13 protein-coding genes are annotated in these 14407 nt (G+C 59.9%); 3 read left to right on the top strand and 10 right to left on the bottom strand.

Annotation, left to right across the window (positions count from 1 at the left end):
• Positions 1 to 101 precede the first annotated feature (101 nt).
• From IMW75_RS02950 to IMW75_RS02940, 3 genes are all read right to left on the bottom strand, one after another.
• Positions 102 to 872: a MetQ/NlpA family ABC transporter substrate-binding protein gene (locus IMW75_RS02950; protein ID WP_045059105.1), complete on the bottom strand. Its 771-nt coding sequence runs from the start codon at positions 870 to 872 to the stop codon at positions 102 to 104.
• 79 nt (positions 873 to 951) lie between these two features.
• Positions 952 to 1626 (bottom strand): methionine ABC transporter permease, encoded by a 675-nt coding sequence (locus IMW75_RS02945; RefSeq protein ID WP_045059106.1) that lies wholly within the window; start codon positions 1624 to 1626, stop codon positions 952 to 954.
• Positions 1626 to 2633 carry an ATP-binding cassette domain-containing protein gene (locus IMW75_RS02940; protein ID WP_205891830.1) on the bottom strand — a complete coding sequence of 336 codons (1008 nt, stop codon included), beginning with the start codon at positions 2631 to 2633 and terminating at the stop codon, positions 1626 to 1628. Before IMW75_RS02940 ends, IMW75_RS02945 begins: the two co-directional genes overlap by 1 nt.
• Positions 2634 to 2895: 262 nt before the next feature.
• On the opposite strand from IMW75_RS02940, the gene katE reads away from it, so the two are divergent.
• Positions 2896 to 5034 carry a catalase HPII gene (gene katE, locus IMW75_RS02935; protein WP_205891829.1) on the top strand — a complete coding sequence of 713 codons (2139 nt, stop codon included), beginning with the start codon at positions 2896 to 2898 and terminating at the stop codon, positions 5032 to 5034.
• A 121-nt stretch (positions 5035 to 5155) separates the two neighbouring features.
• On the opposite strand, the gene IMW75_RS02930 is transcribed toward katE, so the two are convergent.
• Genes IMW75_RS02930 through zur form a run of 4 tightly spaced genes read right to left on the bottom strand, consistent with a single transcriptional unit; the run spans position 5156 to position 7958 of the window.
• Complete coding sequence (locus tag IMW75_RS02930; RefSeq protein WP_045059109.1) at positions 5156 to 5872, bottom strand: PA5502 family lipoprotein; 717 nt, start codon at positions 5870 to 5872, stop codon at positions 5156 to 5158.
• Positions 5873 to 5909: 37 nt separating this feature from the next.
• Complete coding sequence (gene znuB, locus IMW75_RS02925; protein WP_045059110.1) at positions 5910 to 6698, bottom strand: zinc ABC transporter permease subunit ZnuB; 789 nt, start codon at positions 6696 to 6698, stop codon at positions 5910 to 5912.
• On the bottom strand, positions 6691 to 7476 hold the full coding sequence (gene znuC / locus IMW75_RS02920; protein WP_205891828.1) for a zinc ABC transporter ATP-binding protein ZnuC: 786 nt from the start codon (positions 7474 to 7476) through the stop codon (positions 6691 to 6693). The genes znuB and znuC overlap by 8 nt, the downstream gene beginning before the upstream one ends.
• Positions 7476 to 7958, bottom strand: a complete 483-nt coding sequence (gene zur / locus IMW75_RS02915) for a zinc uptake transcriptional repressor Zur (RefSeq protein WP_045059112.1) — start codon at positions 7956 to 7958, stop codon at positions 7476 to 7478. Before zur ends, znuC begins: the two co-directional genes overlap by 1 nt.
• A 66-nt stretch (positions 7959 to 8024) precedes the next feature.
• Between zur and znuA the strand changes: the two genes are divergently transcribed.
• On the top strand, positions 8025 to 8945 hold the full coding sequence (znuA, locus tag IMW75_RS02910; RefSeq protein WP_205891827.1) for a zinc ABC transporter substrate-binding protein ZnuA: 921 nt from the start codon (positions 8025 to 8027) through the stop codon (positions 8943 to 8945).
• Positions 8946 to 9070: 125 nt separating this feature from the next.
• On the opposite strand, the gene IMW75_RS02905 is transcribed toward znuA, so the two are convergent.
• Both IMW75_RS02905 and IMW75_RS02900 read right to left on the bottom strand, forming a co-directional pair.
• Complete coding sequence (locus tag IMW75_RS02905; protein WP_205891826.1) at positions 9071 to 10021, bottom strand: homoserine kinase; 951 nt, start codon at positions 10019 to 10021, stop codon at positions 9071 to 9073.
• Between the two features lie 58 nt (positions 10022 to 10079).
• The gene (locus IMW75_RS02900; RefSeq protein WP_045059114.1) at positions 10080 to 10370 is read right to left on the bottom strand and encodes a DUF2782 domain-containing protein; all 291 of its coding nucleotides are present in this window, start codon (positions 10368 to 10370) and stop codon (positions 10080 to 10082) included.
• Between the two features lie 74 nt (positions 10371 to 10444).
• On the opposite strand from IMW75_RS02900, the gene polA reads away from it, so the two are divergent.
• The gene (polA, locus tag IMW75_RS02895; protein ID WP_045059115.1) at positions 10445 to 13213 is read left to right on the top strand and encodes a DNA polymerase I; all 2769 of its coding nucleotides are present in this window, start codon (positions 10445 to 10447) and stop codon (positions 13211 to 13213) included.
• A gap of 378 nt (positions 13214 to 13591) precedes the next feature.
• Here polA and yihA read toward each other — a convergent pair whose 3' ends face one another.
• Positions 13592 to 14236, bottom strand: coding sequence for a ribosome biogenesis GTP-binding protein YihA/YsxC (gene yihA, locus IMW75_RS02890; RefSeq protein WP_045059116.1), 645 nt, complete (start codon positions 14234 to 14236; stop codon positions 13592 to 13594).
• Positions 14237 to 14407 lie beyond the last annotated feature (171 nt).

Below are 14407 nucleotides of genomic sequence, written 5' to 3'. Positions count from 1 at the left end.
AAAAAAGATCGCAGTCTGCGCCAGCTCCTACGGAATCGGGTCGTTACCGATGCTTGTGCAGGAGCTGCCGAAGGCTGCGATCTTGTGTTTTTATCGCTAGATCAGAACGCTGGCAATACCGCGCCTTTGTACTTTTCCAGGATGAAAGCTTTGACTTCAGGGCTGTGCAGGGCCGCGACCAGTTTCTTCATGTCTTCGCTGTCCTTGTCGTCCGGACGGGCCACCAGAATGTTCACGTAGGGCGAGTCGTTGCCTTCGATGACCAGCGCGTCCTTGGACGGATCGAGCTTGGCCTCCAGCGCGTAGTTGGTGTTGATCAGCGCCAGGTCGACCTGGGTCAGCACGCGCGGGATGGTCGCCGCTTCCAGTTCGCGGAATTTCAGGTCCTTGGAATTCTCGGTGATGTCCTTGACGCTCGACAGGATGTTGTTCGAATCCTTCAACTTGATCAGCCCAGCCTTCTGCAGCAGCAACAGGGCGCGACCGCCATTGGTGGCGTCGTTGGGGATTACCACGTTGGCGCCGCCTGGCAAGTCGGCCAGGGTTTTGTGTTTGCTGGAATAGGCGCCCAGTGGTTCCAGGTGCACGCCGGCAATGGCGACCAGGTTGGTGCCCTTGGCCTTGTTGAACTCATCCAGGTATGGCTGGTGCTGGAAGAAGTTGGCGTCCAGGCGCTTCTCGGCCACTTGCACGTTGGGCTGGACATAGTCGGTGAAGACCTTGACCTTCAGGTCCACGCCGTCCTTGGCCAGGGCTGGCTTGATGAATTCGAGAATCTCTGCGTGCGGGACTGGCGTGGCGGCAACGGTCAGGGTGTCCGCCTGGGCAGAGAACGCAGCAACGGCGGCGAACGCGACGAGTAGTTTTTTCATTCAGCTAACTCCATGTGAGGCGCCAGTTATGCGGCGCCTGCCAGCGAATGGCCGGCTCATTTGCAAAAGACGAGAGTATTTATTTCCGGGAAAAATGCACAACCAATTTGTCACCAACGGTTTGCAGCACCTGGACCAGCACCAGCAGCAACACCACAGTCACCACCATCACATCGGTCTGGAAGCGTTGATAGCCGAAACGGATCGCCAGGTCACCCAGGCCGCCAGCGCCGACGACACCGGCCATTGCCGTGTAGGACACCAATGTAATCGCTGTCACTGTAATCGCGGCGAAGATGCCCGGACGGGCTTCCGGCAGCAGGGCATTGGTGATGATCTGCCGAGTGGTCGCACCCATGGCCTGGGTCGCCTCGATGATGCCGCGATCCACTTCACGCAAGGCGGTTTCCACCAGTCGCGCGAAAAACGGCGTGGCGCCCACGACCAGCGGCGGAATCGCACCGCCTACACCCAGGGAGGTGCCGGTGATCAGCACAGTGAACGGAATCATCACGATCAACAGAATGATGAAGGGCAGCGAACGCAGGATGTTCACCACCAGCGACAGCAGGGCGTACAGCCCCTTGGCTTCGAGCAGTTGACGCGGGCTGCACAGGAACAGCAGCACACCCAGCGGCAGGCCCAACAGCACGGTGAACAACAGTGAACCGCCTAGCATCAGCAGCGTGTCGCCAGTGGCCAGCCAGATTTCGAACCAGTCGATGTTGGAGAAAAAACTTGTCAGGGCTTCCATCAGCGCAGCACCTCCATGTAAACGTCAGCCGCGGTGAAGCGGGCAAATGCCGCCTCCATGTCGCCACCGGTGACGGCCAGAGTGAGTTGCCCATAAGGGACGTCTTTGATGCGGTCGATGCGGCCGGCGAGGATGCTGTAGTCCACACCCGTTTCGCGAGCGACAGTACCCAGTAAAGGCGCGTAGGTCGCTTCGCCCTGGAATGTCAGACGCACGATGCGGCCTGGGACATGGGCGAAGTCGTCGCGTTGTTCGCCTTCATCGATCTGCTCGTCTTCCTGCACAAAGCGCTTGGTCGTCGGGTGCTTGGGATGCAGGAACACATCGGCAACCGAGCCCTGCTCGACGATCACACCAGAGTCCATTACCGCCACCTGGTCGCAGACCCGACGAATCACGTCCATTTCGTGAGTAATCAGCACGATGGTCAGCTTCAACTCGCGATTGATCTCAGCCAGCAACTGCAGGACCGACGCGGTGGTTTGCGGGTCCAGGGCGCTGGTGGCTTCGTCGCACAACAGGATTTTCGGCTTGGTGGCCAAGGCGCGGGCGATGCCAACGCGCTGCTTCTGCCCACCAGACAACTGAGCCGGGTATTTTTTGGCGTGATCGGACAGCCCGACCCGCGCCAGCAATTCGGCCACGCGCTGGTCGATCTCGCTGCGCGACAGCTCGCCGGCCAGGGTCAGGGGCAGCGCGACGTTATCGGCCACGGTCTTGGAGGCCAGCAGATTGAAGTGCTGGAAAATCATCCCGACCTGTTGGCGGAAGCGTCGCAGGCTGCTGGCGTCGAGCGCAGTGACTTCTTCGCCGTCGACGAAGATCTTACCGCCAGTGGAATTCTCCAGACGATTGATCAGGCGCAGCAGGGTACTTTTGCCCGCGCCGGAGTGGCCGATCAGGCCAAACACCTGGCCGTTCTCAATCGTCAGACTGGTCGGGTGCAGGGCGGGAATTTCCTTACCGGCGACGCGGTAGGTTTTGTGGACGTTTTGAAACTCGATCACGTAGCGAACCTTGTGGGGCGCGTTGGAAAAGGGTCAGCGGTTAGCCGGGCGCGCATTTTAGCCTGTCCGTATAGAGGTTCTTAGCATTTATTTCGCATTCAACCAGCGATTTGGCAATAACGCGATCAAAGGTCAGAAAAAAGGAACGGCTGAAACGGTCACCAGTCACTAATTAGGCAGCTCGAGAATCGCCAGGTGCCGTGCCTGGAACATTGCTCACAAGTCCGGCTAGGACGAGATCGCAACGAGGAGTTTACGACTGATGAGTACCAAGAAACCTGCCACACCTAAAAGCGAACTGGCCGGGACCGATACCCTGGACCGTAACAATACCAATACCAAGCTCGACAGCCTGGAAACATTCCGCTCCGACGCCACAGGCCAGGCCTTGCGCACCAATCAGGGCGTAAAGGTTTCGGACAATCAGAACACGTTGAAGGTCGGCGCGCGCGGGCCTTCGCTGCTCGAAGACTTCATCATGCGTGAAAAAATCACGCACTTTGACCACGAGCGTATTCCCGAGCGTATCGTCCACGCCCGCGGCACCGGTGCTCATGGATACTTCCAGGCCTACGAAAACCATGCGGCATTGACCAAGGCCGGTTTCCTCCAGGACCCGGGCAAGAAAACCCCGGTATTCACCCGCTTCTCCACGGTGCAGGGCCCTCGCGGCTCGGGCGATACCGTGCGCGATGTGCGCGGTTTTGCCGTGAAGTTTTTCACCGACGAAGGCAACTTCGATCTGGTGGGCAACAACATGCCGGTGTTTTTCATCCAGGATGCGATCAAGTTTCCCGACTTCGTCCACGCCGTGAAACCTGAGCCCCACAACGAAATTCCAACTGGCGGCTCTGCCCACGATACCTTCTGGGACTTTGTTTCGCTGGTCCCGGAGTCGGCGCACATGGTGATCTGGGCCATGTCCGACCGCGCGATTCCCAAGAGCCTGCGCAGCATGCAGGGCTTCGGCGTGCACACCTTCCGGCTGATCAACGCCGAAGGCAAATCGCGCTTCGTCAAATTCCACTGGCGCCCTTCCAACGGCACCTGCTCGCTGGTTTGGGATGAAGCACAGAAGCTCGCCGGCAAAGACACCGACTTCCACCGTCGAGATCTGTGGGAAGCGATCGAGATGGGCGATTACCCGGAATGGGAATTGGGCGTGCAGATTGTCGAAGAGGAAAACGAACACTCCTTCGACTTCGACATTCTCGACCCGACCAAGATCATCCCTGAGGAAATCGTGCCTATCACGCCACTGGGCAAAATGGTGCTGAACCGCAACCCGGATAACTTCTTCGCCGAAACCGAACAGGTCGCGTTCTGCCCGGGGCACATCGTGCCAGGCATCGATTTCTCCAATGACCCGCTACTGCAAGGCCGGCTGTTTTCTTACACCGACACGCAGATCAGCCGTCTTGGCGGCCCCAACTTCCACGAAATCCCGATCAACCGTCCGGTGGCACCGTTCCACAACGGCCAGCGCGACGCGCTGCACCGCACCACGATCGACAAGGGCCGTGCGGCCTACGAGCCTAACTCCATCGACGGCGGATGGCCGAAAGAGACGCCGCCGGCGGCACAGGACGGTGGTTTCGAGTCCTATCCCGAACGCATCGACGCCAACAAGATCCGCCAGCGCAGCGAGTCATTCAGCGACCACTTCTCCCAGGCGCGGCTGTTCTTCCACAGCATGAGCAAGCACGAGCAGGAACACATCATTGCGGCCTACAGCTTCGAGCTGGGCAAAGTCGAACGTGAGTTCATTCGTGCCCGTCAGGTGAACGAGATCCTCGCCAACATTGATCTTGAACTGGCCTCACGCGTAGCCGCTAACCTCGGTTTGCCGGCACCCAAGGCCGGCACGGTCGATGTGCCGAAGACGTCGCTGGATCGCTCACCCGCGCTCAGCCAGGCCAACCTTCTGCCCGGCAACATCAAGAGCCGCAAGGTGGCGATTCTGGCGGCCAACGGTGTCGATGGCGCAGCGATTGACGCGCTGAAAAAGGCGCTGGCAGCCGAAGGGGCGCACGCCAAGCTGCTGGGGCCGACTTCGGCACCGGTGAAGACCGCAGACGGCAAGACACTGCCGGTGGATGCGTCGATGGAAGGCTTGCCGTCAGTGGCGTTTGACGCGGTGTTCGTGCCCGGTGGCGCAGCGTCGATCAAGGCCTTGAGCACCGATGGGGTGGCGCTGCATTACGTGCTGGAAGCCTACAAGCATCTGAAGGCGATCGCCTTGCACGGCGAAGCCAAGCAGTTGCTGGACGTGCTGAAGCTAGAAGCGGATGCGGGATTGATCGTGGGGGCGGATACGAAGCTGTTCAAACCGTTTATTGCAGCGATCGGGCAACATCGGGTCTGGGATCGTGAGCCGAAAGCCAAGGCGGTTCCGGCTTAATATTTGTTGCGTTTGTAAGGATGCCATCGCGGGCAAGCCTTGCTCCCACAGGGTTTACGGCTGAACACACAGGCTGTGATCAGCGCTAACCACTGTAGGAGCGAGCTTGCTCGCGATGCTTTTAAGGTTTACGCGGAATCAAAACCATCTGCGCAGGAATATTGCGCAGAATCTGCTTCTTCAGCTTCAGATCAAAGCCCGAATCCAGCTTCTTCACTCGCTTGGTCAACAAAGTTGCCAACCATGGATAGTCCTGGGTGCGCGGCGCCTGAATGCTGACATCGCACTGATAATTCACTACATCGGCAGCGATCGCGTCCAACTGGCGGCGCAACTTGGCCATATCGGTCAGGTTTAGCGCCACCGTGGTGCTTTCGGCCGTAGGGTCGATGACTTTGGCCGGTGGCTTGGCTTCGGCCGCCATGAGCGCCGCTTCCGCTTTATCCAGTTCGGCCTTGCGTGCATTGACGATGGCATTGTTGACTCCGCCGGTCAGCGCGGGTGCCTTGGGCATCAGCGCCCGAGCCCGGCTGAGGGCCGTGGCGGCAGCATTCACATCACCTTTTTGCAGCACAATGCGGCTACGCAGCAGATAAGCCTCGGCCAATTGACGCTGGTACTGCTCGAGCGATTGGTCATTCGGGGCCTCGGCCTGCAAGGCAGCCAGTTGCCCTTCGGCAGTCGCCAGCTCACTGCTGGCGAGGCTTTGTTCCAGTTGCGCGACAGCCGCAGCTCGCGCATCAGTGACCTCGGGGGTCGCCGGTGGCGTACTTTGGCAAGCGCCCAGCAGCATGGAAAATGCGACAAGGAGCAGATAACGGGAGGTGAACGGCTTCATTCCTGCGACTCTCTATTTGCGCAAAAAACGAGCAAGTCTACACCCCTCGACGGGGCAGGACAAAACTCAGCAGAAACAGCGCGGCCGCCGTCACCACAATCGACGGGCCCGCCGGAGTGTCCTTGAACCAGGACAACGCCAGGCCGCCACACACGGCGAGCATGCCCAGCAGGCTCGCGCCCAGTGCCATCTGCTCCGGCGAGCGAGCGTGACGCTGCGCTGCCGCCGCCGGAATGATCAGCAGCGAAGTGATCAGCAACACCCCGACAATTTTCATCGCGACCGCAATGACCACGGCAATCAGCAGCATCAAGGTCAGGCGCAGAGATGCCACCGGCAACCCCTCAACCTTGGCCAATTCCTCGTGCACAGTGATGGCCAGCAAAGGTCGCCACATCGCCAACAGCACCACAAGAACCGCCGCACTTCCGCCGAGAATCCAGGCCAGATCGCCGGGACTGATGGCGAGCAGGTCGCCAAACAGATAGGCCATCAGGTCTATCCGCACTTCATGCATGAAGCTTAGTACCACCAGGCCCAATGAGAGGGTGCTTGGTGCAAGAATCCCCAATAGCGTGTCCGACGCCAGAGGCTGGCGTTGCTGCAAGGTCACCAGCAGCACCGCCAGCAACAGACACCCCACGGTGACCGCAACGGCAGGACTGACATCCAGCAGGAAACCCAAGGCTACCCCGAGCAGGGCGGCATGGGACAGGGTGTCGCCAAAGTAGGCCATGCGCCGCCACACCACAAACGAACCCAGCGGCCCCGCCACCAGCGCCAGGGCCAAGCCTGCAAGAAGGGCGTAGAGCAGAAAATCAGCCATGCTTGCAGCTATCTCCATGAACATGGGTAGAGGCCGGTGAGGCCGTACTGACCACCGAACCATGCAGGTCATGGGCATGGTCATGGTGGTGGTGGTAGATCGCCAGGCTTTGCGCGTTCTTGCCGAACAACTCGACAAAGGCCGGATCGCCGCTGACTTGCTCGGGGTGCCCGGAACAGCACACATGGCGATTCAGGCACACCACCTGATCGGTCGTGCTCATCACCAGGTGCAAGTCGTGAGACACCATCAGGACGCCGCAACCGTGGCGATCGCGCAATCGGGTGATCAGGCTGTAGAGCTCGGCCTGACCCGCCACGTCCACGCCCTGTGCCGGCTCATCAAGCACCAGCAGTTCAGGTTCGCGCAACAGCGCGCGGGCCAGCAGCACCCGTTGCATCTCGCCGCCGGAAACACTTTGCACCGGGCTGTCGATCACGTGCTCGGCACCGACTTCCTTCAAAGCAGCCAAGGCCCTGGCACGGTCTACACCCGGCACCAGGCGCAGAAAGCGCAGCACCGAGAGCGGCAGCGTCGGGTCGACGTGAAGTTTTTGCGGCATGTAACCAACCCGCAGCTTCGGCTTGCGCCAAACGCTGCCACTGTCCGGTTTCAACAGACCTAACACGGCCCTTACCAAGGTCGTCTTACCCGCACCGTTCGGACCGATCAAGGTAACGATCTGCCCGGGTTCCACGCCAAGTTCGATGTTATCGAGGACGTTTTGCCCGGCGAAGGTTACGGTAACCTGTTCAAGACGGATCAGCGCGTTGCTCATCAAGCCCCCTGGCAACCCGAGCACAGCCCGACGACCTCAACGGTCTGGCCTTCAACCACAAACCCGACATCACTGGCGCTGTCGATGATCGCGTCGCTGATGGACTTCTGTTCAAGCTCGATAGCTGCGTGACACTCCCGGCAGATCAGGAACTGGCCCTGATGCGCATGCTCGGGATGATTGCAGCCGATGAAAGCGTTGAGTGACGAGATCCGGTGCACCAGGCCGTTTTCCAGCAGGAAATCCAGGGCCCGGTATACGGTAGGCGGTGCGGCTCGTCGGCCGTCCTGTTCGCTGAGCACCGCAAGAATGTCGTATGCCCCCAGCGGCTTGTGGCTTTGCCACACCAGTTCCAGCACCCGACGGCGCAAGGCTGTCAGGCGCAGGCCTTGACGCGCGCACAGGGCGTCAGCCTCCGACAGAGCGCTGTGGACGCAATGAGAGTGGTCATGGGGACGGCTGGCTATCGGTGTTTTTGGCATGAGCGGCGACGAGTTTTGTGAGAGACGTTATTATGTTACCCCTTCTCGCCTCTTCGAGTGGTCATTGTGTCCCGACTTTTTTCTTTCTTTGTTACATTTCTCGCCAGTTTGATCATGATGGCCAGTGCCCATGCCGAGGTGCGGGTGTTGACCAGCATCAAGCCTCTGCAACTGATCGCTGCGGCCGTCCAGGACGGCGTGGCGATTCCGGAAGTACTGCTGCCGCCTGGCGCTTCTGCGCACAATTATGCCCTGCGCCCATCCGATGTACGAAAGGTGCAGGCCGTCGATCTCGTCTACTGGATCGGCCCCGATATGGAAGGCTTCCTGCCTCGCGTGCTGAAAGGTCGCACGCTGCCCAGCGTCGCCGTGCAGGACCTGCCGGGTCTGAAATTGCGCCATTTTGCCCAAGACAGTCATTCCCATGCCGAGGAAGCGGACGAGCATGATCATGATCATCGTCCGGGCAGCCTGGATGCGCATTTGTGGTTGTCCCCGGTCAACGCCCGGGTAATCGCCACGAAAATGGCCGCCGACCTCAGCGCTGCGGACCCCGCCAACGCTGCGCGTTACGAGAGCAACCTCAAGGCCTTCGATGAGCGCCTGGATGCACTGGACCTGCGTTTGAAAAAGCGCCTGGCAGCCATCGCCGACAAACCGTACTTCGTGTTCCACGAGGCCTTCGACTACTTCGAGGACGCTTACGGCCTCAAGCACGCGGGTGTGTTCAGCGTTGCCGCCGAAGTGCAACCGGGTGCCCAGCACGTTGCCGCCATGCGCACGCGACTGCAGGAAGTCGGCAAGACCTGCGTGTTCAGCGAACCTCCATTACGCCCGCGCCTGGCGGAAACCCTGGTGGCTGGCCTCCCGGTGAAACTGGCAGAGCTGGATGCGCTGGGCGGATACACGCCAGCGACCGCCCAGGGGTATGAGCAGGTGCTGGAGAAGTTGGGCAATGATCTGGCGGGGTGCCTGGAGTCACTGTAAGCAACACCATCCCCCTGTAGGAGCGAGCTTGCTCGCGAAGAAATCTGCAGCAATGTGGGGTGCCAGGCACCCCGCGTTATCGTTGACGACCCTCGCGAGCAAGCTCGCTCCTACACGTAATGTGGTTACAGGGCAAACGGCAGCGGTGTACTCACCTTCTGCCGCTGCGCCAGCCGACGCTGGAACTCCATCGGATCGTGAATCAACACATCCTGGCCGGCAAACGACTCGGCGGCGATCAACCGCGACAGCCAGAACCGCACGCACGCCACTCGCAGCATGGTCGGCCACAACTCAGCCTCCGCCGCGGTGAAGGGACGCAAGCCTGCATAAGCCCCCAATAGCGCCCGGGCCCGCGGCCCATCAATGACTCCGTCTTCGTCCGAACACCAGTCATTCAAGGCGATCGCGACGTCGTACAGCATCGGCCCGGAACAGGCGTTGTAGAAGTCGATCAATCCGGTCAGGTGCGTGCCTTCGAACATCGCGTTATCGCGAAACAGGTCGGCGTGGATATTCGCCCTGGGCAGCGCCAGAATTTTCGTCTTCTGCCGGTTGATTTCGTCCAGCGCGCGCTGCAGCAACTCGTTCTGCTCGGCATCCAGGTGCGAAAGAAACTGCGTGCCCTCCTCCAGCATCCAGTCCAGGCCGCGATCGGTCTTGCGCTTGATCATATTGGCCTGGGTGGCCAGGTGAAGGTGGCCGAGCAGCTCACCGACCTGAACGCAATGCTGCGCGTTGGCCTCCTTGATGTGCTTGCCCGCCAGGCGCGGCTGCAACAATGCAGGTTTGCCGGCCAGTTCACGCAGGGCCACGCCATCGGTGGTGCGCAAGGCATAGGGCACTGGCAGGTCGGCAGCGTGCAGCACGTCCAGCAGTTCAATGAAGAACGGCATTTCCTGCACCGGCCCACGCTCAACCAGGGTCAGGACGAACTCGCCCTGCTCCAGGCTGATGAAGAAATTGGTATTTTCGCTACCGGCGGCGATCCCCTGGAAATCAAGCAGGCGGCCGAGCCCGTATGGGGCGAGAAAGGTTTCCAGCTCGGGCCGAGCCAGGGGGGTGAACACAGACATGTTTTAACTGCCAGTACGGGCGCCGCCGGGTCAGCCAGCGCCAATTGAAATTAAGAAACTACTTCCACTCGAAGATCTTCCAGGACGGAATCAGCATATCTGGCTGATCCGAGCGGATGAAGTTTGCATCGGTCCCGTCTGCGCGCACCAGGAAATACGGCGGCGCTCCCTTCGGCGTGACCTTGATCGCATACAGGAAGCCGTTTTGGCGGTACTCCTGAATGACCTTGTCGCCTTCCGTGCGAATGGTGACATCCGGGTCCGAGGATGGCGCATCGTCCGCTGCCATGACGGCCAACGGTGTAATTGCAAACAAGCCAGCCAGCAACAGGCGATTTAGTGTGCGCATGATAACCTTGTCCCTTTGTCGTCAACGGTCCCGCTATTCTAGCGCCGGACCCGCCGAAAAGGTTGATCCTGCTCATGAGCCAAGCCCCCCTCGTCCTGGTGGACGGTTCTTCTTACCTGTACCGCGCCTTTCACGCGCTGCCGCCGCTGACTACTTCCAAAGGCCTGCCCACCGGCGCGGTCAAAGGCGTGCTGAACATGCTCAAGAGTCTGCGCAAGCAGTACCCGGACAGCCCCTTCGCTGTGGTGTTCGACGCCAAGGGCGGGACGTTCCGCGATGAGATGTTTGCCGAATACAAAGCCAACCGCCCAAGTATGCCCGACGACATGCGCGTGCAAATCGAACCGCTGCACCAGAGCGTGAAGGCTTTGGGCTTCCCGTTGCTGTGCGTCGAAGGCGTCGAGGCCGATGACGTGATTGGCACGCTGGCCCGCAGCAGTGCGGCGGCCGACCGTCCGGTGGTGATCTCTACCGGTGACAAGGACATGGCACAACTGGTCGACGGCCACATTACCTTGGTCAACACCATGACCGGTAGCGCGCTGGACGTAGAGGGCGTGAAGGAGAAATTCGGCGTCGCTCCCGAGCAGATCATTGATTACCTGGCATTGATGGGCGACTCCTCCGACAACATTCCAGGCGTGCCGGGCATTGGACCCAAAACCGCATCCGGGCTGCTGGTCGGCGTGAATGGCGGATTGACCGAGTTGTATGCGCAGCTCGACATCGTTCCGACCTTGCCGATTCGCGGCGCCAAGACCCTGCCGGCCAAGCTTGAAGAGCACAAGGAAATGGCATTCCTCTCCTATCGCCTGGCCACGATCAAGATCGACGTCCCTCTCGACATCGGGCTCGACGACCTGCAAATGGGCCAGCCGGACCACGACAAACTCGCCGAGCTGTACACGCTGCTCGAATTCAAGAGCTGGTTTGAAGACAACCAGCGTGAGGCCAAGCGCTCGGGCCAGGAGATTGTCGAAATTGCCCAGGAACAGCCGGGCGCCGTCGAGGCTCAATACGAAACCATCCTTGACCAGGCACGCTTCGAAGCCTGGCTGGACAAGCTCAACAAGGCTCCGTTGATTGCGTTTGTTACTGAAACCAATGGCGGCGATGCCCAGCACTCGCAACTGGTGGGCCTGTCCTTCTCCGTTGCCGCAAATGAAGCAGCCTACATTCCCCTGACCCACTCCTACATGGGCGTCCCGGAACAGCTGGATCGCGACAGTGTTTTACTGGCGTTGAAGCCGCTGCTGGAAAATCCGCACAAGCTCAAGGTCGGCCAGCACGCCAAGTTCGAAACCAACATCCTGGCCAACTGCGCTATTGGTGGCGATCAGAGCAACGGGATCACGGTTCGGGGCATTGCCTACGACACCATGCTCGAATCCTATGTACTGGACTCGACGGCAACGCGCCATGACATGGACAGCCTGGCGCTGAAGTACCTGGGCCAGAGCAAGACTGACATTCAGGAGATCGCAGGCAAAGGCGTCAAACAGCTGACTTTTGACCAGATCTCCCTGGAACTTGCCGGCCCCTACGCCGCCGAAGACGCCGATGTGGTCTTGCGTCTGCACCTCGCCCTGCAGGAAAAACTCGCAGCGACACCGAGCCTGTGCAAGGTCCTGGACGAAATCGAAATGCCGCTGATGCCGGTGCTGGCGCGCATCGAGCGTCAGGGCGCGCTGGTGGACGCCAATCTGCTGGGCATCCAGAGCGTTGAGCTCGGCGAAAAACTCGTCGCCCTTGAGCGCGAGGCGTTTGCCATCGCCGGCGAGGAATTCAACCTGGGCTCACCCAAGCAATTGGGGGTGATTCTTTACGAAAAACTGGGTCTGCCAGTCCTCAGCAAAACCGCCAAGGGTCAGGCCTCCACAGCCGAAGCGGTACTGGCCGAGCTGGCCGAACAGGATTATCCGCTGCCCAAGGTGCTGATGCAGTACCGCTCGCTGAGCAAACTGAAAAGCACCTATACCGATCGGCTGCCAGAGCAAATCAATGCGCGTACCGGCCGCATCCACACGTCCTATCAGCAGGCCGTGGCGGCCACCGGACGCCTGTCGTCGATCGACCCGAACCTGCAGAACATCCCGATTCGCACCGCAGAAGGCCGGCGAATTCGCCAGGCGTTCGTTGCGCCGAAGGGCTACAAGCTGCTGGCGGCGGACTATTCGCAAATTGAACTGCGGATCATGGCCCACCTGGCCAAGGATGAAGGACTGTTGCATGCCTTCCGCAATGATCTGGACGTGCACAGGGCCACCGCCGCCGAAGTGTTTGGCGTCGAGTTGGCCGATGTCACCACCGACCAGCGCCGCAGCGCCAAAGCGATCAACTTCGGCCTGATCTACGGGATGAGTGCGTTTGGCCTGGCCAAACAGATCGGCGTAGATCGCAAGCAGTCCCAGGCGTACATCGACCGTTATTTCGCGCGCTACCCGGGCGTACTGCAATACATGGAGCGCACCCGCGCCCAGGCAGCCGAGCAAGGTTATGTCGAGACCATCTTCGGCCGCCGCCTGTACCTGCCGGACATCAACGCGAAGAACCCGGCCCTGCGCAAAGGCGCTGAACGCACAGCGATCAATGCCCCCATGCAGGGCACTGCGGCGGATATCATCAAAAAAGCCATGGTGGCGGTGGATAACTGGCTGACCGCGTCCGGCCTGGATGCCAAAGTCATCCTGCAGGTGCACGATGAACTGGTGCTGGAGGTGCGTGAGGATCTCGTGGACCAGGTGCGCGAAGAAATCCGCACTCACATGAGCAATGCCGCGAAACTGGACGTGCCGCTGCTGGTCGAAGTCGGTGTGGGTAATAACTGGGATGAAGCTCACTGAGCCCCAATTCATCCCATACTGCAGGGGCGAGATCGCTCGCGAATAACCTGAGGGCGTCGAAGATGATCTGGCGCCCCGCAGAATCGCTAGACCATCGCCCGGAGCAAGTTCTCTACAGGAACCGCACCGCGGCAATTAGTCGCGGCCTCGCGGGTTAGACCGTAATGTTCTTGGGGTTATTCCAAACGCATTCGAAAATAATCTGAACTAAAGCGCCAAATCACCACTCAGAGTTACTGAATGGCTGGTGAAGCCCTTCGATGCTCCTATGTTGTGTTAAGTGTTGGCAGATATCTGGACCCCGCCCTAGCGGTCCAGAACTTGAACCCCGGAACTTCCCCCTCCCCATAGAAGTCCGGGGTTTTTTTTGCCCGCGATTTATTGCTCGGCCGTTTGCGCACCCTTGTCTGCCAGTTCCATCCAGCCCGCCAGTACAGTGTAGGCGTCTTCCAGGCCCAGGCGCTTTGGCGCCGAAAATAGCTGGATCGAGATCGCGTCGCCCCAGCCTTTACGGATGTCCGACTGCACTTTGAGCAGAACGTTTTTCGCCGCGCCGTAGGTCAGTTTGTCGGCCTTGGTCAGCAGGATGTGCATCGGCATGCCGCTGGCGACAGCCCAGTCGAGCATCAACAGATCGAAATCGGTCATTGGATGACGGATGTCCATCATCAGGATCAGACCTTTCAAACTCTCGCGACCACCCAAATACGCTTCCAGGTGACGCTGCCAGTGCAGCTTCAGCGGGATGGGTACTTTTGCATAACCGTAGCCCGGCAGGTCGACCAGACGGCGATCATCGTCTAGCTTGAAGAAGTTCAAGAGTTGCGTGCGACCGGGCGTTTTCGAGGTCCGCGCCAGGCTGGCATGCGTCAGGGTGTTCAACGCGCTGGATTTACCGGCGTTGGAACGGCCGGCAAAAGCCACTTCGAAGCCTTCGTCGTCGGGACATTGATCGACTTTGGCAGCGCTGAGCATGAAGGTGGACTGTTGGCACAGGCCGAGGATGGGGTTCTTGAGTTGCATGGGATTTCCGATGTGGGCGGCGCCGGGAATGGACGCGGCGAGCAGTGTCGTTTCCGTTTCAGTGACGCCAGTATATAATGCCGCAGATTTTGTGTGCGCTTTGTCCCAGCGTAGGATGAAGAACACGAGAGCGATAGACCTTGATTGCGCATCAGAACGCAGCACGCTCTC

The sequence above is a fragment of the Pseudomonas gregormendelii genome (assembly GCF_017114825.1).
GTDB classification, from domain to species: Bacteria; Pseudomonadota; Gammaproteobacteria; order Pseudomonadales; family Pseudomonadaceae; genus Aquipseudomonas; species Aquipseudomonas gregormendelii.
Note: the sequence above shows the minus strand (reverse complement) of the source record. Positions and strands in the feature narration are given on the sequence as shown.

Excerpts from the sequence above, each read along its gene's own strand:
- IMW75_RS02945 (WP_045059106.1), bottom strand. The coding sequence starts at position 1,626 with ATGGAAGCCCTGACAAGTTTTTTCTCCAACATCGACTGGTTCGAAATC.
- IMW75_RS02950 (WP_045059105.1), bottom strand. The coding sequence starts at position 872 with ATGAAAAAACTACTCGTCGCGTTCGCCGCCGTTGCTGCGTTCTCTGCC.
- IMW75_RS02905 (WP_205891826.1), bottom strand. The coding sequence starts at position 10,021 with ATGTCTGTGTTCACCCCCCTGGCTCGGCCCGAGCTGGAAACCTTTCTC.
- znuB (WP_045059110.1), bottom strand. The coding sequence starts at position 6,698 with ATGGCTGATTTTCTGCTCTACGCCCTTCTTGCAGGCTTGGCCCTGGCG.
- zur (WP_045059112.1), bottom strand. The coding sequence starts at position 7,958 with ATGCCAAAAACACCGATAGCCAGCCGTCCCCATGACCACTCTCATTGC.
- katE (WP_205891829.1), top strand. The coding sequence starts at position 2,896 with ATGAGTACCAAGAAACCTGCCACACCTAAAAGCGAACTGGCCGGGACC.
- polA (WP_045059115.1), top strand. The coding sequence starts at position 10,445 with ATGAGCCAAGCCCCCCTCGTCCTGGTGGACGGTTCTTCTTACCTGTAC.
- IMW75_RS02930 (WP_045059109.1), bottom strand. The coding sequence starts at position 5,872 with ATGAAGCCGTTCACCTCCCGTTATCTGCTCCTTGTCGCATTTTCCATG.
- znuC (WP_205891828.1), bottom strand. The coding sequence starts at position 7,476 with ATGAGCAACGCGCTGATCCGTCTTGAACAGGTTACCGTAACCTTCGCC.
- yihA (WP_045059116.1), bottom strand. The coding sequence starts at position 14,236 with ATGCAACTCAAGAACCCCATCCTCGGCCTGTGCCAACAGTCCACCTTC.
- IMW75_RS02900 (WP_045059114.1), bottom strand. The coding sequence starts at position 10,370 with ATGCGCACACTAAATCGCCTGTTGCTGGCTGGCTTGTTTGCAATTACA.